We start from the raw sequence: 21,055 nt of genomic DNA, 5'->3' as shown, positions 1-21,055 counted from the left end.
TTGACGCCGGCGCCCGCTTGAGGGCTTAAATGAAGGCCGGACAACAGATATTGTAAAAATCAATCATGCTGCGACGCTCCAGCATCCTGCGCACGCGGGTTCATCAGGTGATGGACACGGGGCTGCATTTGCTGGCGTTGTGGCTGGCGCATGAGATCCGCGCCAAAAACCTGCTGGGCCGCGAGCCGATCGCCTCCTTTGACGAATTCATGTGGCTGTGGCTGGTGATTGCGCCGACGGCGTGGATCAGCCTGAGCTGGCTGGGCTTTTATCAGCGGCCGCTCTTTTTCTCGCGGCGCCGCACGGCGGTGATGCTGTTGAAGGCCAGCGCGGTGACGACGGTGGCCGCGATTTTGATGATGTTCCTGTTTCGCGAGCAACTGGCGCGTGGCGTGCTCGTGCTTTATGGGGGCATCAGTTTTGTGCTGCTGATGGCCAAGGAGCTGCTGCTCAGCGGGCTGTACCACACCGGGCACGGGCGGGACCAGCTTGAGAAGCGCGTCATTCTGGTGGGCGGCAATGAAGGGGATTTGCAAATGCTGCGCGAGAAGTTGCGCGCGCTGGGCCCCGGCTCGGCCACGGTGGTGGCGGAATTGAATCTGGAGCGCAATCAGGTCACCGAGCTGGCCGGTCTGCTGCATGAACATTCCGCCGGGGCGGTGCTGGTGCACTGCGGGCATTCCAACTTCCGGGAAGCGGAGCACATCCTGCGCACCTGTGAGCTGGAGGGGGTGGAGGCATGGCTGGTGGCCAGTTTCTTCAAGACGCACACCTACCGCACGTCGCTGGATGAATTTCTGGATTTGCCGGTGCTGGTGTTTCGGAGCGCGCCGGAGGCCAGTTGGCAGGCGCTGGCCAAGCAGGTCATGGATTATACGGGCGCGCTGGTGGGGCTGCTGGTGCTGGCGCCGCTGCTGCTGTTGATTGCCCTGCTCATCCGCCTCACCAGCCCGGGGCCGGTGTTGTTCCGCCAGGAGCGTTGCGGTTTGCATGGCAAGCCGTTTGTGATGCTGAAGTTCCGCACGATGGTCACCAATGCCGAGCAGTTGCGGCACGAGCTGGAGACACTCAATGAAATGCAGGGGCCGGTGTTCAAGCTCAGCCACGATCCGCGGGTGACGCCCGTGGGGCGGTTCCTCCGCAAGTACAGCCTCGATGAGCTGCCGCAGCTTATCAATGTGCTGCGCGGCGAGATGAGTCTGGTGGGGCCGCGCCCCCTGCCGGTCAATGAAGTGGCGCGGTTTGATGATGTGTCCCACCGCCGGCGTCTCAGCGTGAAACCCGGCCTGACGTGCCTGTGGCAGATCAGCGGGCGCAACAACGTCAGCGATTTCCGGGAATGGGTGCGGCTGGACCTGGAGTATATAGATCATTGGTCCTTGTGGCTGGACTTGAAGATTCTGCTGCGCACGATCCCCGCCGTCCTGCAGGGGACGGGGGCGCGTTAAGGAGCGAACAAGGCGCCGCAGCCAGGCCGGCTCAAGGCGCGGTATTCATCGTTTGCTGGCGCGCAGGGAGGACGCAGGAAGAATCGCTGGTCCGATTTATCGTCCCGCATTGGCGTTGCGGGAGGGCAGGGTCTTGGTCAGATACAGCCGGGAGGCCATTCGTAATAGCTTTTGCCCGGAAAGGCGGACGCGCAGCGTTTTGCGGAGGAATCCGCGCGGGGGGTTGGCGCGGCGGAAGGCCTCGACTTCATGGCGGCAGTCCCCGAAGTTGCGGCACAGGCTCACGGCGCGGATGAGCTGCAGGTCGTGCAGAAAGAAATCCGGGTCCAACCGCCACGCCAGGCGCACCAGGGCCGGCGCATAAGCACAGGCAAACAGGAGATCCCGCTCAAAGTTCTGGGGGGAGCTGCCGGCTTGTTGCAGGTACAAATCGCGCAGCGTCTGGGATTCTTCATTGGCTGCGGCCCGCGCGGGTGCAGCTTCTTTCAATCCAGTGCCCATAGGACCCATGGCTGGTACTGCTTACGTTTTGCTCTGGGTGAACAGTCACCCGTGACTATAACGGCAGAGGGGAAACAGCACCAAGTCCATGCGCGCCTGAAAGGCTTGTCAGAAAAAATCCTACACAGGAGGCTTCTCATAATGTAAATTGTCGGCGGGCTGGGTAAAGCTCGCGGCCCGCATCACCGGCGGCGGTGCCGGCTGTGGCCAAGGGTGGCCTGGGGATGCCCCCGGCGCCGGGCCGCCAGGCCCTGATGTGAAAGGCTTGAAAAAGTATGGCGATTGGCCTAGGCTAATTCAACTTCATGAAGACCGTCCTGCTCATTGACGAAGACGCCAGCGCACGTCGTGGCTTGAAAAATTTTCTGGCGTCGGAGGGTTGGACGGTTTGGGAGGCGCAGGATCCCGAGCAGGCGTGGGCGCTGGCGCAGCAGCATCATCCGCGGGTGGTGGTGTTTGATTATTTGTTGCCGGAAGGGGCGGGCATCCAGCTTTGCCGGCGGTTGCGGCAGACGCCGGCCTTTGATGGGACGGTGTTGGTGGCCACCAGTGCGCGGGATTTTCCGGCCGACCGTCAGAATGCCAGCGAGGCGGGGGCGCGGCATTTTTTGGTGAAACCGTATGATCCGGTGGCCCTGAAGCGGCTGCTGGAGAACATCGCCCAGGGGGACACGGTGATGCTGATGAAGCCCTGCGCCAATATGATCCCGGAGGACGCCCCCACGCGGCTGCGGTTTTGGGGGGTGCGGGGCAGCATCCCCTCGCCGGGGCCGGAGACGGTGCGATATGGGGGGAACACCAGTTGCGTGGAGATTCGCGCGGCCGGCCAGATCATCATTCTGGATGCCGGCTCGGGGATTCGCCCGCTGGGCGTGGCGCTGGCGCGGGAGTTCAAGGACCGCCCGCTGGAGCTGACGTTGCTCATCACGCACACCCACTGGGATCACATCCAGGGCTTTCCCTTTTTTGTGCCGGCCTACAATCCGCGCAACACCGTGCGGGTGCTGGGGTATGAGGGGGCGACGCGCGGTTTGCAGGACACGCTGTCCGGCCAGATGGAAAGCCCCTATTTTCCCATCGGCCTGAAGGAGATGCCGGGCAATCTGCAATTCACCGAGCTGCGCGATCTGCAATTTTCCGTCGGCCCCATTCAGGTGCGGGCCACTTATGTCAACCATCCCGGCGTTTGCGTGGGATACCGGTTGTACACGCCGGAAGGCTCGATCACGTTCATCCCGGACAACGAGAACTACGTGCGGCTGAAGTCGCACTCCGCGGGGGCGCAGCCGGTCAGCGCCGAGGCGCAGGCCTTTGCCGAGCAACAGGACCAGAAACTGGTGGAATTCATTCGCGGCTCGGACGTGTTGATTGTGGATTCGCAATATGACGCGGAGGAGTACGAGCGGCACGTGGGGTGGGGCCATAGCTGCGTGGATGACTCGGTGAACCTGGCGGTGCGCGCCGGGGTGAAGAAGCTTTTTCTTTTCCATCATGATCCCAGCCACGATGACCGCAAGGTGGATGCCATGGTGCGGCATGCCCGCAAGCTGGCCATGGCCGCCGGCGGCGGCCTGGAAGTGGCCGGCGCCCGCGAGCGGGTGGAAGTGGTGCTGCGCCCGGCGGCGCGCCGCCGGGCCCTGGCCCGTGCCGGTTGAAGGGTTGGCAGAGCGCCCGGGGAGGCTATATTTCCCCACGCGCAACCCGTGGCATGAAAACCGTTGTTCTAGTGGACGAAGACCAGAGCCAGCGAGCGGCCCTTTCCGGCTGGCTGGCGGAGAACGGTTGGCGGGTGCTGGTGGCCGAGGATGGCGAGACGGGGCTGGAGCTGGCCCTCAAGAATCGCGCGGAGCTGGTGGTGTGCGATCTGCTCATGCCCCGCTGCAACGGTTTTCAACTTTGCCGCATGGTGCGGCAGGAGGCGGTGCTGCGGAATTACACGCGGGTGGTGCTCACCACCGGCGGGGGCTATCCCACCGACCGCGTCAATGCGCTCCAGGCCGGGGCCGACGCCTGCCTGGTCAAACCGCTCCAGCGCCACGAATTCCTCAATCTCCTCAAGGAGCTGATGGGCGAAGGCGACACCACCTTTTTGCGCCGCGAAGCCACCCGCCGGCCCCGCGCGCCCAGCGCCCGGCCGCCGCCGCCCGCCCTGCCGGAGGACGCGCCGCCGCGGGTGCGGTTCTGGGGGGTGCGCGGCTCCATCCCCACGCCGGGGCGGTCCACCTTGCGTTACGGCGGCAACACGGCCTGCGTGGAGGTGCGCACCGGGGGGCAGATCATCATCCTCGATGCCGGGACGGGCATTGCGCCGCTGGGGGCAAGCCTGATGCAGGAATTTGGGGAGAAACCGTTTGCGGTGACGATTTTAATTTCGCACACGCACTGGGATCACATTCAGGGTTTTCCCTTTTTCGAGCCGGCCTACCATTCCCGCAATCAGGTGCGCATCATTGGCTACAAGGGCGCCCGCGAGGGGCTGGAGTCCACCCTGAGCAGCCAGATGGAAAGCCCCTATTTCCCCATTTCGCTGGCGGAGCTGCCGGGCAACATCAGCATCGAAGAGATGCGGGACCTGACGTTTCAAGTGGGCAGTGTGCGTGTCGAGGCCACCTACCTCAATCATCCTGGTTTGTGCATGGGATACCGGCTTCACACGCCGGCGGGGGCGGTGGCGTATCTGCCGGACAACGAGCCGTATCAGCGGTTCAAGTACCACGCCACGGTGAAGGAAAGCGGCCCGCCGGTGACGCAGGAGGCCATAGATTATGCGCGGCGGCAGGATCAGCGGATCATTGACTTTGTGCAGGGGGCGGCCGTGCTGATCATTGACTCGCAGTACGATGCCACCGAGTACCAGAGCCGGATTGGCTGGGGGCATGGCTGCGTGGATGACGTGGTGGCCCTGGCCGTCAGCGCCAAGGTCAAGCGGGTGTTTCTCTTTCACCATGATCCACGGCATACGGATGAGCATGTGGATCGCATGGTGGAATGGGGGCGCAACTTTGTGCAACTGCTGGGGGAAAACGTGGAGGTCAACGCGGCGCAGGAAGGGTTGGAGCTGGTGCTGCAACCGGTGGAGACCCCGGCGTAGCGGGGGGAAGGCGGGGGTGCAGGGGTTTTTTATTTTCATCTGCCGCATTTCCGGCTAGAGTGCGCCGCGTCCATGCCGGGCGACCAACGGATGAGTGTCCTCTACTGGCTCGATGCCCTGATCGAGGTGGGGCTTTATTTCATGATTGTTTTCGGGCCGTGGGCTTTTGGCACCACCCAGGAATGGTCCATTCAAGTCATGACCGTGACCGGCTATACGCTGGGCGGGCTGACGGGGCTGCGGTGGTTGTTGAGCCGGGCTTTGGGGGAGTACATGCCGCGGCCGGGCTGGGATGCCGGCAAGATTCTGGATTGGGCGTTGGGGATATTGACCGTCTTGATCCTGCTGTATTGCTGGGTCAGCGCCTGGAATGCCCGGGCCACCTACCGGCCGGCGGACTGGACGTTTGATTACCATCGCATCATCCCGTGGCTGCCGCATAGTTATGATGCTGAGGCCAGTTGGGCCTATTTTCGCATGTATCTGGGGCTGGCGCTGGCCTTTTGGGCGGCGCGGCGCTGGCTGCTCAACGGGCAGGAGGAGGGCTTTGCGTCCGAGCGTTTTCTAAGCGCCGGCGCGCCGTCGGCGGGGTTGCTGCCGCCCCGGTTGCGGCGGTTGTTGTGGGTGGTGAGCCTCAACGGCGCGGTGCTGGCGCTGGTCAGCATTGTGCAGCGGGTGGATGGCACGCCCAAGCTGCTCTGGCTGGTGGAGCCGACGGTGAACAAGGACATTGAAACCTTTTTTGGCCCGTATGCGTATCGGAGCAACGCCGCGCAATACTTCAATCTGGCGTGGCCGGCGGCGCTGGCCTTGTGGTGGAGCTATCATCGGGTGAATTTGCAGGCGCCGCTGGGGGCGCGAACCCGGCGGCACAATTTGCTGCTATCCTGTGTGCTGTTGATGGGCATCTGCCCGGTGGTTTCCACCAGCCGGGGCGGGGCGCTGGTCATGCTGGCGTTGAGCGTGCTGGCGGTGGTGATCCTGTGGCTGGCCCAGTGGCAGCGCGGTTGGGGATTGAAACTGGGGATTTTTGGCCTGTTTGCGCTGGTGCTGGGCGGGGGGCTGTTGCTGGGATGGGAGGAGCTGGGGCCGCGGATGGAGATCATCAGCGAGGGGTATTACACGCGCGAGGCCACGTTTGACACGGCCCGGCGGATGGCGGCGGATCATCCGGTGTTTGGGAGCGGGCCGGGCAGCTTCAAGAATTTGTTTCAACTTTACCGCAAGTCCTATGAGGAATACTACCCGGCGCAGCTTCATAATGACTGGCTGGAGACGCGCATCACCTTTGGGTGGGCGGGCTTTTTCTTGATTCTGGGGGCGCTGGGGGTTTGCCTGGTGCGCTGGCAGGCGCCCGGCGGCATCCGGGTGGACCGGTATTTTGTCTGGCTGTTGTATTGCGCGGTGGGGGGGTGTTTGCTGCATGCCTTTTATGATTTCCCGTTGCAGGTGCATTCTGTTTTATTCTTGTTTCTGTTGCTGTGCGCCGTCCTGTCCACCTTGTCGCGGGAATGAGAGGGCGGGTTTCCGGGGGGGGAAGTTTTTTTGCCGGGACGGGGGGACGGGAGCGCTTTTGAGGGCGAAGGCGGGAGCGGCGGGGCGGTTTTTTCGCCGTTGACGGCCCAAATCCCCCCTTTTAGACTAATCCCAGCTTTGATTTTGGATAATTGGGTGTGATGAGAACGGCGTCTGGCGGCGCCGGGAAAGGATTTCTATGCCCGAGGGATATTGCGTAAAGTGCAAGGCCAAGAAAGAGATTGCCAATGCGGTGGAAGAGACGATGAAGAACGGGCGCAAGGCAATCAAAGGCAAATGCCCTACGTGCGGCGTGGTCATGTTCAAGATTTTAGGCGGCAAGTCCGCCATCGCTTCCGATGCCGCCGCCGCGGAGTCGCCCCCGGCAAGCCCCTCTGCCTGAGAGATTTCGCACATTTCAGCGGGCTGGCAAAGATGCGGGGCCTGATTTTTTTATTGGAACATTTAACCTGGCAATTTTATGGCTGAACAACTGGCTCATGTTATCATAACACCTTATTCTCTGTATAAATCGCGCACGGGCGGCATTTTAGCCCGGCTGCTGGCCCGCACCGGGCTGGAGCTGGCGGCGGCGCGGATGTTTGCCCCCAGCCGCGAGCTGGTGGAGGCTTATGCGCAGACGGTGGTTTGCGCCTCCAATCCGGCGGATCGCCGGGTGGAGGAGTGGATTCGGGATTACCTGTTGACGCATGTGGGGCCGGATCCGCGCGGGCGGCGGCGCCGGGTGATGATGTTGCTGTTCCGGGGCGAGGACGCGGTGCGCAAGGTGTATCAGGTGGTGGGGACGCTCAATCCGAATCGGACGATGGGCGAGACCATCCGGGATACCTATGGGGATGTGCTGCTGAACGAAGACGGCACGCTGCGATATTTTGAGCCGGCGGTGCTGGCGGCGCCCACGCCGGAGATTGCGGTGCGGGATTTGCGCCTGTGGGGCCAGTACTCGGATCGCGACGGGGGGTTGCTGGAGAACGTGATTGAATATCCGGCGGGGCAGACGCCGGAGAAGACGCTGGTGCTCATCAAGCCGGAGAACTTCCGTTTCCCCACGGGGCGGCCGGGGAACATGATAGATTATTTCAGCCGCACGGGCCTTTACATTGTGGCCATCAAGGTGCACCGGATGAGCGTGGCCGAGGCGTGCGAGTTTTACGGGCCGGTGCGCGAGGTGCTGCGCCAAAAGCTCAAGGGGATGGTGGCCGGCCGGGCGAAGGCCGTGCTGGAAAAGGAGTTTGAATTCCACCTTTCCCCCGAGGTCACCACCCAGTTGGGCGAGCTGCTGGGGCCGGTGTACGGGGACAGCCAGTTTGACGCGATTGTTCGTTTCATGGCGGGGCGCGCGCCGGGCGAGTGTGATGTGACCCTGCGGCATCAGCCGGGCACGGAGAAGTGCATTGCGCTGGTGTATGAGGGGATCAATGCGGTGGCGAAGATTCGCGACGTGCTCGGCCCCACGGATCCCTCCAAGGCGCCGCCCGGTTCGATCCGGCGCGAGTTTGGCTCCACCATCATGGTCAATGCGGCCCATGCCAGCGATTCCCCGGAGAACGCCCGGCGGGAAATGGGCATTGTCAAGCCCGGCGACAATCAATTCCGGCAGGTGGTGGAGGAGTTTCTGGGGCCGGTGGGCGGCGTCGGCGCCTGAGGCGCGGCGGGGCGGGGGCGTTATTTGGCCTCGAGCATCTGGCGCAGGAATTCGACGAGCTGCGCGATCCGCGGGTCTTTCAGGGAATAAAGGATGCGGCGCTGGTCCCGGCGTTTTTTGATGATGCCGGCCAGGGTGAGCATTTTGAGCTGCTGGGAGATGTTGGAGAGGTTGCAGCCGCCGACGATCTCGCAGATTTCGTGCACGCAAAACTCGCCGCGGGCCAGCACACAAACGATGCGAAAACGGGCCTTGTTGGAGAGCAGGTGCAACAAGGTCAGCGCCTTCTGGCAGGTCGCTTCGTTACGTTTGAAGTCGGCCTGGATTTGTCGCGCCAACGGCGTCATCATGTTAGCGAGTTCAACAAATCTAATGTAATGGGGTTATTTGTCACGCTATTTCTTATAGTTACCCACAACTTTTTCTTATAGTAATCCAAAGCCTTCGCCGAGGGGCAGTGGGGCCGGCCCGGCGGCGGCTGGAGGCTCACGAGGCGGGAGAGGAATCGGCCGGGCCATCCAGGAGGGCGTCCAGGGCGTGATGCTGGATGCCGCAAAAGGTTTTCAAGGCCACGATTTGCTCGCGGAGGGCCGGTCGGCTGAAGGGGGGATGCCGCCGCACGCCGGCGAGCATGAGGTTGCGGGGAGTGTGTTCGGAGGGCACAAACTCCACCACGCGGGTTTGATAGCCGGCCCATTCGAGGTAAAGGGTGCGGAGGCCGTCGGTCAGCCATTCGGCAAAACGCCCGGCCAGCAGCCCATGCCGCAGCAGGGGGGCCAGGGGCGCAGGTTTGCCGAGCTGGGGCCGCAGTTGTTTATGGCAACAGGGGGCCACCACCACCAGGCGCGCGCCCGCCCGGATGCCCTGGAGCAGGGCGTCATCGGTGGCGGTGTCGCAGGCGTGCAGGGCCAGCAGCACATCCAGCCGGGGCAGGGGGGTCGCCGCGATGGTACCGGCGCGAAAATCCAGCCCTTCGGCGCCGATTTGCCGGGCCAGGCGGCGGTTGTGTTCCACCAGTTCCGGGCGTTGCTCCAGGCCGAGGACGGTGACGGGCCATTGCCAGCGGCGCCGGAAGAGGTGCCAGATGCCGAAGGTGAGATAGCCCTTGCCGCAGCCCATGTCGGCCAACGTGAGCGGCATGGGTGCTGCGGGCGGCCCCCAGCCGGCGGCGCGGGCCAGGTGGGCCATGATTTCGACGTACCGGGCCACCTGGCGGTGTTTATCGGCCTGCCGGGCGGCCACGTGGCCCTCGGCGGTCGTGATGCCCAGCCCGTGCAGCCAGTCCTGCGCCGTGGCGTCGAGCCAGTGGGATTTCTCGTGGTCATGCCGGAGGGAGAGGTTGCCGGTGAGGCGGGGAGGGTGGGCGATGAGGCGGCCGCCCTGTTCCCCGTGCTGCCATTGCCAGTCGCCCTGCGCGGAGGATAAATAACCCGATTGAAACTGGGGCAGCAAAGCCTGCAGTTGGCGCAGCCCCTCCTCCGGCTCGTAGTTTTTCACCTCGTCGCGGGTGGGATACTGGCGGGTTACGGAAAGGCGCAGGCCTGCCTTGAGCTGCACGGGGCGGGCGAGGACGGCTTTCAAGGTGTCGGGCTGGGGCGGCGAGGGGCGGGGGGAGGAGAGCCGGAGGCGCACCAGGGTGCCTGCGCGCAGACAGCGCGCTGCGTGTTGCCAGAATTGATCCGCCGCATCTTCGCCGCGCATGGAGTGAATTATGCGCCGCCCGCCCGCGCCCATAAAGAGAAAGATGGAAGCGGCCGCCGCGGGGCGGGGGCGGCGTCAACGGAAGTCGGGCTTCAGGGCGGTTTGCGCCAGGCCGCACGCCTGTGCAAAGGCTTGCGCCACGCGGGGGAGGGCGTAAAGCTCCTCCGCCGTCTGCCGGGCACGCTGCGCCAGCCGGCGGCGGAGGGGCACATCGGCCTGGAGGGCCTTCAAGGCCGTCAGCAGGGCGGCTTCATCGGGTTTGTCCACCAGCCAGGCATAATGATGGCGGCGCACGTGTTGGGCCAGGAAGCTGTCGGGCGGCGCGTGCACGAGGATGGGGACGCCGGCGGCCATGTATTCCACCAATTTGGTGGGGAAGGCCGTTAAATCCAGCGCTTTCACTGTGCCGAAGAAGGGGAGCACGGCGAGCAGCACGGAGGCGCTGCGCTGCAAGGCGCGGACCTCGGGTGTGGGCAGCGCCACGATCTGCACATGGGGCTGGGCCAGGCCGCAGGCGGCCAAATCTTCGCGGCGGTTGGGCGTGCTGAGGATGACCTGGGCGCGCAGCTCGGGGCAGCGGGCCACAGCGTCAATGATGCGGCGCAGGCTTTCGTATTGCAAATGCTCCACCACGCCGGTGTGGACCAGGCGCAACGGGCCGTCGGCCGCCGTGGGGGGCGGGTCGGCGGGGGGATAAAGCCGCAGGTCCAGACCATGGCGGATGACCGTGGAGGACAGGCCGAAGCGTTGGGTGAAATCCTCGGCGAGGGCCTCCGAGATTACCAGGCGCCCGGTGGCGGACTGCAGGAGGGGCAGTTGGCGGCGGCGCAGGAAATGGCGGTCCGGCCAGACGGCCTGTTCCCACGGCACGGGAGCATCCATGTGATAGGTGTACCAGGGCCGACGGGTCAGGCGCGCTGCCTGGGCGGCGGCCAGGAGAAAAGGCCAGCTTGGATACCAAGCCACGATGCGTTGGGCCCCCGCCGCGACGGCCTCCAGCACGGCGCGCCGCACGGCGGGCACCAGGCCGTAGCGGCCCCAGCGAATCCAGTAGCGGGCAAACGGCAGGCGATGCAGGGCGGCGGGGAGGCCAAAACGGCGGATGGCCACCCCCGGGGGCGGCTCGGCGCTGTGGCGTCCGCCCAGCGTGGCAGGCCGTTCGCTGATGACCCGCACGGTTTCGGGGCGGAAGGTGGAGATCAAATTGGCGGCCACGGTGGACGAGCCGCCGACGATGGGCGGGAAATAGGCGGTCACGGCCACCCATGACTCCGCGGGGGCCGGATTCTCAGGGGCGGGGGCGGGGTCGCTCATGAGCGGAGAGGGGGCACGGGCCAGTGAGGTTGCCAGAGGGCCCACCAGGTGTGCCGCAGCCAGCGCACATCAAAGCCCTGCTGCCGCAGTTTGAGGCAGGCGACGTAACTGCCCAGCAGATGGTCTTCCATGCTGGGGTGGGTGTCGTGCAGCAAAATCAGGCCGTGTGGCGCCAGATGCGGGCGCAGTTTGTGAAAGTCGTTGAGCACGTATTCGGTGTCATGGCAGGCATCCACGATGGCCAAATCCACCTGCTGGCCGCCCAGGTGGGGCGCCAGGTCCAGGTGGAGGGTGTTGGCGTAAATTTGCGTCACCTGCGGCGCAAAACCGTGCTGGCGATAAACGCAGCCGATTTCCTCGCGGCGCAGGCCGAAGGTGGTGACGGTGCCGGTCATTTCCTCGACGGGCGCGTTGACGGTGAGCACGCGCGCCCGGGGACAGTTGCGGCACAGGTTGGCGGTGGTGTTGCCGTGGGCGGTGCCCAGCTCGACGATGACGGCCGGCTGCCGGGCGCGGGCCAGTTGCATCAGGGGAGTGAAATCGTCATGGTCATGCCGGTAATAATGGGGCGGCATGCAGATGTGGTCCAGGATGGGGGGTGCAACGGGGGTGTCGGGGGGCACCAGCTCAGCCAGCTCAATGGCTGGCAGGGCGTAACGCCAGGCCAGCCAGCGGCGCCAGCCCTGGCGGGCTTTCTCCTTGAGATTGGCGGGGGTGAAGCTGGACCACTTCATGCGGATGTCAGCCGCGGCCCGGGGGGTCAGGTGACGGCGCGCCGCCAGAGATCCACCCGCGCTTCCCATCCGCGCGCCTTCAGGAAATCGAGGTCTAATTCGGCCGGGGGGAGGCCTTGGGAGTCGGCCCCGCCTTCGTGCACCAGGGCATTGGCCACATGGACGGCGGCGACGGGGGTGAAGCCGGGGCGCTCGCTGCGGGAGGGTTCATGATGAAAAGCGACGCTTTCGACAATTTCGGTGGGCAGCCCCCAAATGGCCAGCAGGGCCGCGCCCATTTCGGCATGGGAGGCGCCGAGGAGGTTTTTTTCGATCTGCCAGAGGGGTTGCTGGTAATCGCGGGCCATGCGGATGGCCATGCTGAACTTGAGGGGGACATTGGCGGCGTAAATCAATTTGCCCAGGTCATGCAGCAGGCCGCTGGTGTAATAAGGGGCGGCGGCTTCGCCGCGGAGGTTTTCGGCGCGGGCCAGTTGGCGGGCGGCATGGGCGGTCATGAGGCTGTGATTCCAGAGCACTTCGAGCGAGAAATCGGCGGGGCGCAATTTTTCGAAATAGGAGAAGGTATGGGCCAGGAGGATGAGGGCCTTGGTGGTTTCGAGGCCCAGATACATGACGGCGGTGGTGGGATCGGCCACCTGCTGCTGGAGGCCAAAGGCGGCGCTGTTGGCCAGTTGCAGAAGCTTGGCCGTCATGGCGGGGTCCTGGGCGATGATCTGGCCGATGGTATCGAGCGAGCTGTCCGGTGACTCCAGGGCGCGCAGCACCTTCAGGTAGGTGGCCGGCGGGCTGGGGAGAATGTTGACACTGTGCAACAGCTCCCGCGCGGCCCGGCTGGGCAGCCAGGTCCGGAAGGAGAAGGCCCGTTTCAAAGCCCGGCTCAGGACGGGGGCGGAAATGGGCTTGGCCAGGAGCTGCCAGCGTTCGCCCACGGGGGGGGCTTCGGCAGTGTCGGGGCTGACATCCGCGCAGAGGAAAATCTCGCTGCCCGGGTGGCGCTCCGCCGCGATGCGCAGGAGCTGGCGGGGATCCACCTCGGCGATGGCGCCATCCACCACCACCGCATCAAAGGCCGCCTGCTCCAAGGCGGCCAGGGCGGCCGTGCCGGAGGGGGCCACCTGCACCTGCCAGGCTTCTGAAGGGCCAAGGTCTTCGCTTTCCAGCGCCAAGCCACCGGCGAAGGCGGGGCCTGCGAGTAACACGCGTTCGTTCACAAGGGATGGTTTTGCCGGGCGTTTAACATTCCTTGGGCTGAGTGTACGAGAAATGGGGACGCGCGTAAATCGTCAAATTGCGGAGCCGCGGCCGGGGCCTGTCCGCGGGGCGAAAACCCTTCGCCAAAGGCGGCGGTTTTTGCTATGAAGGCGACGGTTCACTGATGCAAGGCGCCCAGACAAGGCCGGAAACATGAGCGAAGCCGCCGCCACGCCCGCCCGACTGCGGGCTGCCGGGGAGCGCGCCCGCTGCCTGCTGATGAGTCTCAATACGTGCCGGGATCCCTACGCCGTGTTTCCGCTGGGGCTGGCGCATGTGGATGCCGCGCTGCGGCAGGCCGGTTTTGCCACGCAATGGCTGGACTGGCAATTTGAGGGCGAGGCGCTGGCGTCGCGGCTGGCGGGCTGGAATCCTGACTTTGTGGGCATTTCGTTGCGCAACATAGACGATGTGCTCATCCAGCGGCAGGAAACTTTTTTTGATGGGCTGGCCGGGATTTGTCAGGTGATCCGCCGGCACTCGACGGCCCGCATTGTGCTGGGGGGCAGCGGTTTTTCCATTTTTCCCGTCGAGCTGCTGTCCCTCAGCGGGGCGGAATACGGGTTGCAGGGCGAGGCGGAGGAAACGTTGCCGCGGCTGCTGGAGCTGCTGCTGGAGGGGCAGGACGTGGCGCATCTGTCCGGGCTGGTGTACCGGCGCGGCGCGGAAGTGGTTTGCAATCCCCCGGCGCACGGGGCGGCGCTGGAGCGCCTGCCGCAGCCGGTGCGTCCGGCGGAGGAGGTGCGGTGGTATTTGGAGCACAGCTCGATGCTGAATGTGCAGACGCAGCGGGGTTGCGCCTTTCGCTGCTGTTACTGCACGTATCCGCTGATTGAGGGCCGGGCGCTGCGGCGGCGGCCGGCCGAGGAGGTGGCGGAGGAGGTGGCCGCCCTGCAGGCGGCCGGCGCCCGTTATTTTTTTGTGGTGGACAGCGTGTTCAATGGAGCGCCGGAGCATGCCGCCGCCGTGTGCGAGGCGCTGGTGCGCCGGCGGCTGCAGGTGCCATGGGGTTGTTTTTTGCGGCCGGCGGGGCTGACGGCGGAATTGACCCGGCTGATGGCGCGGGCGGGGCTGCGCCATGTGGAGTTTGGCACGGACAGCTTCAGCGACACCGTGCTGGCGGAATATGGCAAGCACTTTGATTTTGGCGAGGTGCTGGAGGCCAGCCGGCGGGTGCACGAGGCGGGCGTGGATGCGTGCCATTTTTTGATTTGCGGCGGGCCGGGGGAGACGGAGGAGACGCTGGAGGAAGGCTTTGCGAATTCGCAGCATCTGCCGGCGGGGGTGGTGCTGCCGGTGATTGGGATGCGGATTTATCCGCGCACGCCGCTGCATGAGCGGGCCGTGCGGGAGGGGCTGGTGGAGCGGGATACGCCGCTGCTGGCGCCGCGGTATTATGTGGCGCCGGGGCTAAGCCCCGAGCGAATCAGCGGGCGGCTGGCGGAGTTTGCCCGGCGCTCGCCGCGATGGATTACGCGGGAGGCGCCCCCCGAGTTTCTGGCCCTGGTGGAGCGGCTGCGGCGGCGGGGGGCGGTGGGGCCGCTGTGGAGTTATTACTCCTGGCTGAGCCGGTTTGAGGCGGCGGCGAAAAGCATGGGGGCGGTGCCCCCGGCCAACGCGCCCCCCTCCGTGGATATTGAGCGGGGAGACAAGATTTAAGGGATTTCCCTGAGCATGGCTTTTGGCGCCCGGCCTGGCGAGGGGCGCCCTTGCCAAGGCGGGCGCCGAGCGGTAGGTTAGGGGGCTTGGTGTCGTTTATGAAGAGACGCATTTACTTTGGGGTGCTCACCACGCTGGTGGTGCTTAATTTGATCATTGGCGCCCGGATTTATTTCTATTCGGTGGCGGCGGCGCCGCAGGATGAGGCGTATCCCAACCTGAAGCTGTTCACCACGGTGCTGGAGCGGGTGCGCATGGACTATGTGGACGCGGACAAGGTGAGCTATCAGACCCTCATCCGCGGGGCGCTCAAGGGCATGTTGAACACCCTGGATCCGCACAGTGAATATTTGGAGCCGGCCAAGTTTGAGGATTTGAAGAAGGACACCGAAGGGGCGTTTGGCGGGGTGGGGCTGGTGGTGACCACCAACCAGGGGGGGTTGACGGTGGTGGAGCCGATGGAGGACACCCCCGGCGCGCGGGCCGGGATTCTGCCCGGGGATGAGATTCTGAAGATTGACGGGCAAAGCACCGAGCGGATGGGATTCCAGGAGGCGGTGCAGCGGCTGCGGGGCAAGCCCGGCAGCGAAGTGGTGCTCACCATTCACCGGCCGTCCAGCGGGCAGGTGAGCGATTTCAAACTGCAGCGGGCGGAAATCAAGATTCACACGGTCAAAGATCTCCTCAACCGGCGCGAGTTTGTGCTGGGGCCGGACAAGATTGGTTACATCCGGCTGCTGCAGTTTGGCGAGCAGACGGCGGCGGATCTGGAGCAGGCGTTGCGGAAACTGGAGAGCCAGGGCATGCAGGCGCTGGTGCTGGATTTGCGCGACAACCCCGGGGGGCTGCTGGATCAGGCGGTGAAGGTGGCGGAAAAGTTCCTGCCGCCGCGCGCGCTGGTGGTTTCCACCGAGGGGCGCAATCCGGCGCATCGGAGCGAGTATCGCGCCGGCAGCCGGAACACGCATCCGCGGCTGCCCATGGTGGTGCTGGTGAATGATGCCAGCGCCAGCGCCTCCGAGATTGTGGCGGGCTGCCTGCAGGATTATCAGCGGGCCATCATCGTGGGCGAGCAGACTTTCGGCAAAGGCTCCGTGCAGAGCATTGTGCAACTCAATGACGGCTCCGCGCTGCGGCTGACCACCGCGAAGTATTACACCCCCAGCCACAAGGTCATTCACGAGCGCGGCATCAAGCCCGACATTGTGGTGCCGATGGGCGATCAGGCGTGGCGGGATTTGCAGCTTTTGCGCGCGCCGGGCGGGCTGGCGAATCTGAGCGAGGAGGAGGCCCAGCGCGTGCGGCAGACGCGCGATGTGCAGTTGGAGCGGGCCATGGACCTGCTGCGCGGCATTACGTTGTTCACCCGCAAGGAGGCCACCACGGGCAAGACCGCGATGAAATAAGGCGCGGTTCCGGCCGCCCCGGCGGCGGGCATTTCCCATGCCAACGGTTTTGGCCATTGAAACGTCCTGCGACGAGACGAGCGCCGCGGTGGTGTGCGAGGGGCGGGTGTGTTCCAATGTGGTTTCCTCCCAGATGCACATCCACGCCGAGCACGGCGGGGTGGTGCCGGAGCTGGCGGTGCGGGAGCATCTGCGCAACCTGCCGGTGGTGGTGCGGGAGGCGCTCCAGCGGGCGGGGGTGACGCCCGGGGAGTTGGAGCTGATCGCCGCCACGCGCGGACCGGGACTGCCCACCGCCTTGATGGCCGGCCTGAAGCTGGCGCAGGGCATGGCCTTTGCGTTGAACAAGCCGCTGGTGGGGGTGCATCATCACGAGGCGCATCTCTACTCCCCCTGGATTGGCGGCCAGCCGCCGGTGGCGCAGTGGGGGGAGCTGCAACCCAATGTCTCGCTCATTGTGAGCGGGGGACACACGCTGCTGGTGTGGGTGCAGGGGCCCCTGCAGCATCAGGTGCTGGGGAGCACGGTGGACGACGCCGCCGGGGAGTGCTTTGATAAAACGGCCAAGATGCTGGGCCTGCCCTATCCCGGCGGGCCGCTCATGGACCGGCTGGCCGCGCAGGGGGATCCGCGGGCGTTTGATTTTCCGCGCCCCATGTTGAACGAGGATCATGACGATTTCAGTTTCAGTGGATTGAAAACCTCGGTGCGGTATTTCCTGGACAAACAACCGGGGCTGGCGGATGACCCGCAGCAGTTGCGCAACCTCTGCGCGAGCGTGCAGGCGGCCATCGTCGAGACGCTGGTGGGCAAGACGGTGCGGGCGGCGCGCCGGTGCCGGGTGAAGTGGGTCACGGCCTCGGGCGGGGTGACCTGCAACCGCAGCCTGCGCCGGGAGCTGGCGCGCGCCTGCGCGGCGGCGGGGCTGGGGTTGCGGCTGGCCGCGCCGGAGTACTGCGCGGACAACGCCGCCATGATTGGCGTGCTGGCCGAGCAGAAATGGCGCCGGGCGCCGATCGCCACGGATTGGGATGCGGACATTTCCCCCCGCTGGGATTTGGTGGCCGGGGAGGCCGGTTAAATCCCGCCCCGAGCCGCACGAGATGGCAGCCGGGCCGCCTCCCTGCCGTGCCGGAGGGGCTTTCAATACCAGGCCGGCGGCCGCCGCCTTCGGGCCTGCTCACGGTGCGCGCAGGCGGAAATAACGCTGGCCGGCCGCCGGGGCCACCGGCAGGCTGAACTGCCGGTTGGTGGGGGCGGCGCTGATATTGGTGAGCACCTGCCAATCGGCCGGGAGCAGGCGGGTGGCCTGCTCCAGCCGGTAACTGCGGTCGGGAGCCGCTTCAAAGTTCAGGCGCAACTGGCCGGGGGCGCCCGAGGCCGGGGCGAGGAGGAGCTTGAGGGAGCTGCGGGCATCAAAGGGGTTGGTGCCGGCCAGGTACTCCTGATAATTGCTCAAACCGTCGCCATCGGAATCCACCTGGGCGTCCAGGGGGTTGAAGGGGTCCAGGCCGTGGGCCAGCTCCCAGGCGTTGGGGATGCCGTCGTTGTCAATGTCCAGCGGGGCGGCGGCCGGGCCGGGGCTGGGGATGTCGGCGCGCCAGTTGATGGGATCGTTGCCGTAGGCGCGGAGGTCAACCCGCTGCAAGGCGTAGCCGGCGCCGTCGGCTTCCACCGGCCAGGGGGCCTGGTCGGTGTAGCGGACGCGCTCCACCAGGATGTAGGGCACGCCGTTGGTGTCGGGGGTATCGGGGCGTTCCAGCTCAATGGCATCGTTGTTGTTGGCCAGTTTGCCGCGGTAGGGTCCCAGAATTGTGGCGGCGGAGGGCAGATGATATTGGGCGCGGAAGGCGGCCAGGGCGTTGGTGTCGGCCTGGGGATCGAAGCTCACCACGAGGATGACCTCGCCCGGCATGAGGGTGGTGTTGGGCGGGAATTCGAAGTCCACGGCGTCGCGCAGGCGCCAGGTGTTGGTGGGATAGGCCGGATCAAACAGCGCCACGGGGGCGGTGGTGATGTTCTGCAATTCGAGGTATTCATGGAGCACGTTGTCATTGGTGCCCAGGTCCGGCGGGTGATACATGATTTCACTGATCACCACCGGCCCCACCAGCGGCGGGGCGTTGGGCGCGCCGCGGCCCTGGCGGAATTGCTCGACGGTGGCGGGGTCATCCACGCCAAAGGTGCGGGCGCTCAGGGCAACAAAGTGGGCTTCGCCCACGCTGTTGACGTAACGGCCAAAGGAAACGCCGGTGGCGGCCGCGCCAAACCTGACCTGGGCGCGGTAGCCGGTGAGCTGGTTGTTGACCGCCTCGGCCAGGACGATTTCATCGCCGCGTGAGCTGAGGGCGAAGGGCACGGCGGCCAGGTCGCGATTGGTGAACTGCTGCTCATAAACCACCAGGAAGCCGCCGGGGGGCAGGACGGCGGGGCCGGTGATCTGATATTTCTGCGGGAAGGACGGATCATCGCTCAGCCACCAGCCGGCGAGGTCCACCGCCTGGGTGCCGAGGTTGAGGATTTCGATGGCGTCTTCGAGAGGCGGATCGGTGTGGGTGAGGGCCTCGTTGATCACGATATGGCTCATGAGGGCGTAGTTTGCCTCGCCCGGGGTGGCGGTGTTGGGGAAACGGCGGATGGCCGCCGCGCCGTCGGGCAGGCGTCCCTCGGAAACGCCCTCGTCCTGCGCGCCAAATTCCACGGTGTCCACCGGGCTGCCGGCCGGGGTGAACAGGCCGAGGGCCTCGCCGGCGGCGCGCAGGGAGAAGTTGACGTGGTCTGGGCCTGCGCCGGGGTTGCTGTCGGCGATCAAACGGACGAAGCCGTTGGTGCCGCTGCCGATGAAGGAGAGCGGCGGGATGGGATGCTTGAGGGGGTTGCCGAGGGTATCGGTGAGGAAGTACCCGCCGAGGGCCACGGGCTGGAAGCTGGGGTTGTACAACTCGAACCAGTCATCACCGTTCTTGGGGTTGGCCATCCATTCGTTGATGCGGACCAGGGCGGGATCGCCGAGGGAGGCGACGGCCATGTTGCCGGCGGCGGGGGTGGGGAGGCAAAGCCCCCAGTTGGTGCTGCCGTTGGGGACGCGGCCGATGGAGAGGTTGGCCACCTGCCAGCCATAATTCACCGCGCTGATCAGGCCGCCGCCATTGGCGGGCTTGTCATACAGATACACGCCGCCGCCGTTCACGCTGAGGCCGAAGCCGGTGTTGTTGGTGGAGACGGGCAGGACACTGTCGCAGTAGAGGCGCAGATACCCGCCCGGGGGCAGGGTGGTGCCGGGGGCAAAGACATATTTTCGCGGATTGGCGGCATTATCGGTGAGGCTGCAATCACTCAAATCCGCCGTGTTGGTGGAGCCATTGTAGAGTTCCAGCCAGTCCGGGGTGCGGCCGTCCACCACGGTCAAGGTGTTTTGGGCGAGGACTTCGTTGATGACCAGCGCGCCGCCGAAGGGGGCGGCCGTGCCCACGGTGGGGTTGGGGGCGCCGGGGGTGGGGGTGGCAAAGATCACCACGTTGGTGCTGCCATTGGGCGAGCGGCCCATGGAGGCGTTGGGGTTTTGGCGGTCGTACACCACGATGTCAATGGGGGTCAAATCGGGCGCATACAGACCCAGGCCGCCGTGCGTATCTTCCAGCCGGAAACTCAGGTGGTCTGCGCCGGCCTGTTCATTGCCATCGGCCAGCAGCAGTTGATAACCGCCGCCGGCAATGAAGGACAATGGCGGCAAGGCGTGCCGGTTGCGCCAGCTCACCATTTCATCGCTCAGGTAGAGGCCGCCCAGGGGCACCGGCAGCGGCTGGGGATTGAAGATTTCCACGAAATCACACTCATAGGGCGTGCGCGCGAGGGCCAGCCATTCATTGAGGCGCAGGGCAAAGATGTCGCCCGTGGGGGCGCCCACATTGGGCCCGCCGAGGGTGGGCTGGGCCAGCCGCCATTGGCCGTCTTCGAAACGGGCGATGGAATAATCGGTTAATTGCAGGCCGAATTCCACCTTGTCCAACAACTCGCCGCCGTAGGCCACCGCATGGTAGAGATAGACGCCCTCGCCCGTCTGGCTCAGGTTGAAGCCCAGGTGATACCCCGGCGTGCCATCCGGTTCGTTGGCCCACAGCACGAGATACTGGCGCGGACCGAGGATCGTGTTGGCCGGGAAGGTGAACTTGTCGGGCACGGTGGGATCATCGGTCAACCGCAGGCCGTCCAGGCGGATCTCCGCATCACTGGCATTATACAGCTCCACGGCATCCGGCGTGGTGCCGAAGTGGTTGGTCACGTTGCGATTGGCGGCGAGCACCTCACTGAGGCGCACCGGTGAGGAGCGTCCATCCACCACCCAAGTGACGCGGGTGACGACGGCGTCTTCGCCGAACACCGGGTCGTCCTGGTACCAGCCGACATCGTTTTTGCCCGCCACCTCCACCACATGCTGGCCGTCCGGCAGGCCGCTCAGGACAATGGGCGTGCCAATGGGCGTCTCGGCGCTCCAGGGGCCGCCGTCCAGCCGCCAGCGGTAATGCGTGTAACCCGCCCCCGCCGGATAGGCCCCGGCGGGCATCCCGTTGCCCGTCACATTGAAGCCCCCCCGCAAGGTGGCCCCGCGCTCGGGCGTCCCCCCCGCCGGCGCCCCCGCCACCGTCACCCCCCAGCGGCCCGTCGCCCCCTTGCCCCGGGCCGGACTGCCCGGCCGCAGGCCCAGCCACTGCCACAGCACCTGCGCCCCCGCCCAGTTGGTAAAGGCCTGTCTCTTATACACATCT

Annotated in this window: 15 protein-coding genes and 1 pseudogene; 9 read left to right on the top strand and 7 right to left on the bottom strand. The window is 65.5% G+C overall.

The features are described from left to right. Window positions 1-65: 65 nt before the first annotated feature. On the top strand, window positions 66-1,448 hold the full coding sequence (locus tag N3J91_13820; GenBank protein ID MCX8157500.1) for a sugar transferase: 1,383 nt from the start codon (window positions 66-68) through the stop codon (window positions 1,446-1,448). A 96-nt stretch (window positions 1,449-1,544) separates the two neighbouring features. Here N3J91_13820 and N3J91_13815 read toward each other — a convergent pair whose 3' ends face one another. Next, window positions 1,545-1,949: a hypothetical protein gene (locus N3J91_13815; GenBank protein MCX8157499.1), complete on the bottom strand. Its 405-nt coding sequence runs from the start codon at window positions 1,947-1,949 to the stop codon at window positions 1,545-1,547. A gap of 305 nt (window positions 1,950-2,254) precedes the next feature. On the opposite strand from N3J91_13815, the gene N3J91_13810 reads away from it, so the two are divergent. From N3J91_13810 to N3J91_13790, 5 genes and pseudogenes are all read left to right on the top strand, one after another. Next, window positions 2,255-3,604: a response regulator gene (locus N3J91_13810; protein ID MCX8157498.1), complete on the top strand. Its 1,350-nt coding sequence runs from the start codon at window positions 2,255-2,257 to the stop codon at window positions 3,602-3,604. A 53-nt stretch (window positions 3,605-3,657) separates the two neighbouring features. Continuing rightward, window positions 3,658-5,040 carry a response regulator gene (locus N3J91_13805; GenBank protein ID MCX8157497.1) on the top strand — a complete coding sequence of 461 codons (1,383 nt, stop codon included), beginning with the start codon at window positions 3,658-3,660 and terminating at the stop codon, window positions 5,038-5,040. 72 nt (window positions 5,041-5,112) lie between these two features. Next, window positions 5,113-6,555, top strand: a complete 1,443-nt coding sequence (locus N3J91_13800; protein ID MCX8157496.1) for an O-antigen ligase family protein — start codon at window positions 5,113-5,115, stop codon at window positions 6,553-6,555. Between the two features lie 199 nt (window positions 6,556-6,754). Then, window positions 6,755-6,895, top strand: a pseudogene (locus N3J91_13795) (DUF5679 domain-containing protein). A 141-nt stretch (window positions 6,896-7,036) separates the two neighbouring features. Continuing rightward, the gene (locus tag N3J91_13790) at window positions 7,037-8,221 is read left to right on the top strand and encodes a nucleoside-diphosphate kinase (protein MCX8157495.1); all 1,185 of its coding nucleotides are present in this window, start codon (window positions 7,037-7,039) and stop codon (window positions 8,219-8,221) included. A gap of 20 nt (window positions 8,222-8,241) precedes the next feature. Here the strand turns inward: N3J91_13790 and N3J91_13785 are convergent, their stop codons facing one another. From N3J91_13785 to N3J91_13765, 5 genes are all read right to left on the bottom strand, one after another. Then, window positions 8,242-8,571: a metalloregulator ArsR/SmtB family transcription factor gene (locus tag N3J91_13785; protein MCX8157494.1), complete on the bottom strand. Its 330-nt coding sequence runs from the start codon at window positions 8,569-8,571 to the stop codon at window positions 8,242-8,244. 136 nt (window positions 8,572-8,707) lie between these two features. Continuing rightward, complete coding sequence (locus tag N3J91_13780) at window positions 8,708-9,922, bottom strand: SAM-dependent methyltransferase (GenBank protein MCX8157493.1); 1,215 nt, start codon at window positions 9,920-9,922, stop codon at window positions 8,708-8,710. A gap of 75 nt (window positions 9,923-9,997) precedes the next feature. Then, entirely contained in the window at window positions 9,998-11,236 is a 1,239-nt protein-coding gene (locus tag N3J91_13775) for a glycosyltransferase (GenBank protein MCX8157492.1), read from the bottom strand. After that, window positions 11,233-11,970 carry a class I SAM-dependent methyltransferase gene (locus N3J91_13770; GenBank protein ID MCX8157491.1) on the bottom strand — a complete coding sequence of 246 codons (738 nt, stop codon included), beginning with the start codon at window positions 11,968-11,970 and terminating at the stop codon, window positions 11,233-11,235. Before N3J91_13770 ends, N3J91_13775 begins: the two co-directional genes overlap by 4 nt. 26 nt (window positions 11,971-11,996) lie before the next feature. After that, on the bottom strand, window positions 11,997-13,184 hold the full coding sequence (locus tag N3J91_13765) for an HDOD domain-containing protein (GenBank protein MCX8157490.1): 1,188 nt from the start codon (window positions 13,182-13,184) through the stop codon (window positions 11,997-11,999). Between the two features lie 193 nt (window positions 13,185-13,377). Between N3J91_13765 and N3J91_13760 the strand changes: the two genes are divergently transcribed. The 3 genes from N3J91_13760 to tsaD all read left to right on the top strand — a co-directional run bounded on the left by N3J91_13760 (window position 13,378) and on the right by tsaD (window position 17,370). After that, window positions 13,378-14,883, top strand: a complete 1,506-nt coding sequence (locus tag N3J91_13760) for a radical SAM protein (GenBank protein MCX8157489.1) — start codon at window positions 13,378-13,380, stop codon at window positions 14,881-14,883. 98 nt (window positions 14,884-14,981) lie between these two features. Further along, on the top strand, window positions 14,982-16,289 hold the full coding sequence (locus tag N3J91_13755; protein ID MCX8157488.1) for a S41 family peptidase: 1,308 nt from the start codon (window positions 14,982-14,984) through the stop codon (window positions 16,287-16,289). Between the two features lie 37 nt (window positions 16,290-16,326). Next, window positions 16,327-17,370 carry a tRNA (adenosine(37)-N6)-threonylcarbamoyltransferase complex transferase subunit TsaD gene (gene tsaD / locus N3J91_13750; protein ID MCX8157487.1) on the top strand — a complete coding sequence of 348 codons (1,044 nt, stop codon included), beginning with the start codon at window positions 16,327-16,329 and terminating at the stop codon, window positions 17,368-17,370. Between the two features lie 99 nt (window positions 17,371-17,469). Here the strand turns inward: tsaD and N3J91_13745 are convergent. Then, on the bottom strand, window positions 17,470-21,055 hold a 3,586-nt coding region (locus N3J91_13745), incomplete at its 5' end, for a lamin tail domain-containing protein (protein ID MCX8157486.1).

The sequence above is a fragment of the Verrucomicrobiia bacterium genome (genome assembly GCA_026414565.1).
Taxonomy (GTDB): domain Bacteria; phylum Verrucomicrobiota; class Verrucomicrobiia; order Limisphaerales; family Fontisphaeraceae; genus Fontisphaera.
Note: the sequence above shows the minus strand (reverse complement) of the source record. Positions and strands in the feature narration are given on the sequence as shown.

Bases quoted from the DNA above. Each gene is read 5' to 3' on its own strand.
- N3J91_13820 (MCX8157500.1), top strand. From the start codon at position 66: ATGCTGCGACGCTCCAGCATCCTGCGCACGCGGGTTCATCAGGTGATG.
- N3J91_13815 (MCX8157499.1), bottom strand. From the start codon at position 1,949: ATGGGCACTGGATTGAAAGAAGCTGCACCCGCGCGGGCCGCAGCCAAT.
- N3J91_13810 (MCX8157498.1), top strand. From the start codon at position 2,255: ATGAAGACCGTCCTGCTCATTGACGAAGACGCCAGCGCACGTCGTGGC.
- N3J91_13805 (MCX8157497.1), top strand. From the start codon at position 3,658: ATGAAAACCGTTGTTCTAGTGGACGAAGACCAGAGCCAGCGAGCGGCC.
- N3J91_13800 (MCX8157496.1), top strand. From the start codon at position 5,113: ATGCCGGGCGACCAACGGATGAGTGTCCTCTACTGGCTCGATGCCCTG.
- N3J91_13790 (MCX8157495.1), top strand. From the start codon at position 7,037: ATGGCTGAACAACTGGCTCATGTTATCATAACACCTTATTCTCTGTAT.
- N3J91_13785 (MCX8157494.1), bottom strand. From the start codon at position 8,571: ATGATGACGCCGTTGGCGCGACAAATCCAGGCCGACTTCAAACGTAAC.
- N3J91_13780 (MCX8157493.1), bottom strand. From the start codon at position 9,922: ATGCGCGGCGAAGATGCGGCGGATCAATTCTGGCAACACGCAGCGCGC.
- N3J91_13775 (MCX8157492.1), bottom strand. From the start codon at position 11,236: ATGAGCGACCCCGCCCCCGCCCCTGAGAATCCGGCCCCCGCGGAGTCA.
- N3J91_13770 (MCX8157491.1), bottom strand. From the start codon at position 11,970: ATGAAGTGGTCCAGCTTCACCCCCGCCAATCTCAAGGAGAAAGCCCGC.
- N3J91_13760 (MCX8157489.1), top strand. From the start codon at position 13,378: ATGAGCGAAGCCGCCGCCACGCCCGCCCGACTGCGGGCTGCCGGGGAG.
- N3J91_13755 (MCX8157488.1), top strand. From the start codon at position 14,982: ATGAAGAGACGCATTTACTTTGGGGTGCTCACCACGCTGGTGGTGCTT.
- tsaD (MCX8157487.1), top strand. From the start codon at position 16,327: ATGCCAACGGTTTTGGCCATTGAAACGTCCTGCGACGAGACGAGCGCC.